This window comes from Desulfogranum marinum (assembly GCF_016918565.1).
GTDB classification, from domain to species: domain Bacteria; phylum Desulfobacterota; class Desulfobulbia; order Desulfobulbales; family Desulfobulbaceae; genus Desulfogranum; species Desulfogranum marinum.
In genome coordinates this window covers 1-1,403 of sequence record NZ_JAFFQD010000128.1, presented here as the reverse complement: position 1 = coordinate 1,403, position 1,403 = coordinate 1, and the positions used below count along the sequence as shown (strand labels likewise).

Below are 1,403 nucleotides of genomic sequence, written 5' to 3'. Positions count from 1 at the left end.
ATATCAACAGCCGTCCCCATGATTACATCGATCATTGATGAAATTATTTGCTCCGAGAATTCTCCTGTAGATCGTATTGCATCCATGACCAGGGCCAACAGGCGCTTCATCGATTCCAGCAGGCTGATGTCGGCCACCTCATCACAACAGGCATGGAACAGGCTGCCTAGCGTCCGCGGGTCGTCATAATGCCTCTGTTCAAAAGCCAGGAAAATATATCGAGTCATGACAATGGTTGTATGTCCAATGAGGCCATCGTAGTCACGGAGTTGGACCTCACGCTCAAGGTTCAGGTGCTGCTTCGCCATTTTAAAAAACACTTCTATGTCCCAGCGTTTTCCGTATATCCTGACTATTTCCTCATCGGCAAGCTCGAGGTCAGTGCTGAGCAAGGCCAGCCATTTCCTTGTATTGCGATGACGAACAAAAACGACCTTAACCGCTGTTCCCCCTTTCATTTCTACTACAGTGCTGGCAAGGACTTTTGCCAGTCCCGGTTTTTTACGCAAACGCTTGTATAGTTCACTCAGCCGGACATGGACATTTTTGTGACAATAAAGAACGCTTTTGAGATCCTTAGCCATGCAGATTACCGGTATGTCTTTGCTCAGTCTGGCAATCAAGCCGGAAAAGCAGAACCAGCTGTCCAGCAGGAGGTAATCAGCTCGTACTCCTCTAGCCAGAACACGCTTGACCATTTCTTCCAGCAGCGCTGGTGTTTTTGTCGTAGCTTCCTTCCGGCGCTTGGAGCCACAGCATCTTTTGTCCTGCTCTTTGGTGGATTCTTGAAGCCGGTTCTTTTTTGCCACTGAGGAGCGAAGGGCGAAATCCAACGGGACAAAGCTCGCTCCATCCGACCAGCCTAACTGCAAGAGTTTAAACCCATTAAGGTAGCGCCTGCTGTTATGGTCAAAAATTCTTGCCAGGAGTTCCACCTTTTTGGAACGGCCGCGATCGTAGACGCTGTCATCAGCAATCAGAACTTTTACCCGGTCATCATTAGTCAATGCATCGTAATATCGACAAACCAATGCACTTAATTTGAGCATGAAGGCTCGCCAATTGTACTTGGGTGATGCCAACAGCTCATAGGCAGCGTCTTTGCCAAAACCAACATTATCATTGAGCACGATCCCTCGATAAAAGTTTGCTCCTTGGAAAGGAAGCATGAAGATCGCTTGAAAAATTACTAACGGTGTCGTGCCTTTGAGTTTGCGTATTCCGCTGGTATTGAGCAAAGTGCCGATCGTGAAGGTGTCAAAGAACGATGCAATTCGAGATTGCAGCTGTTTTGCCTCTTGTTGTGCTTCGAAATAACTGGTAGTTTCCATAAAAGCTCTTTCTTCCTGGTATTGTTGGTTTTTTCGCAGATCCCAATATACCAGAAAGCGAAGGGCTTTTCT

1 protein-coding gene is annotated in these 1,403 nt (G+C 47.3%); it reads right to left on the bottom strand.

What is annotated here, in order from left to right; translation table 11 throughout:
* Positions 1-1,331, bottom strand: a 1,331-nt coding sequence (locus JWH17_RS23160) for an IS4 family transposase (RefSeq protein WP_205225072.1), incomplete at its 3' end; no start/stop codon positions are given.
* Between the last annotated feature and the right edge of the window lie 72 nt (positions 1,332-1,403).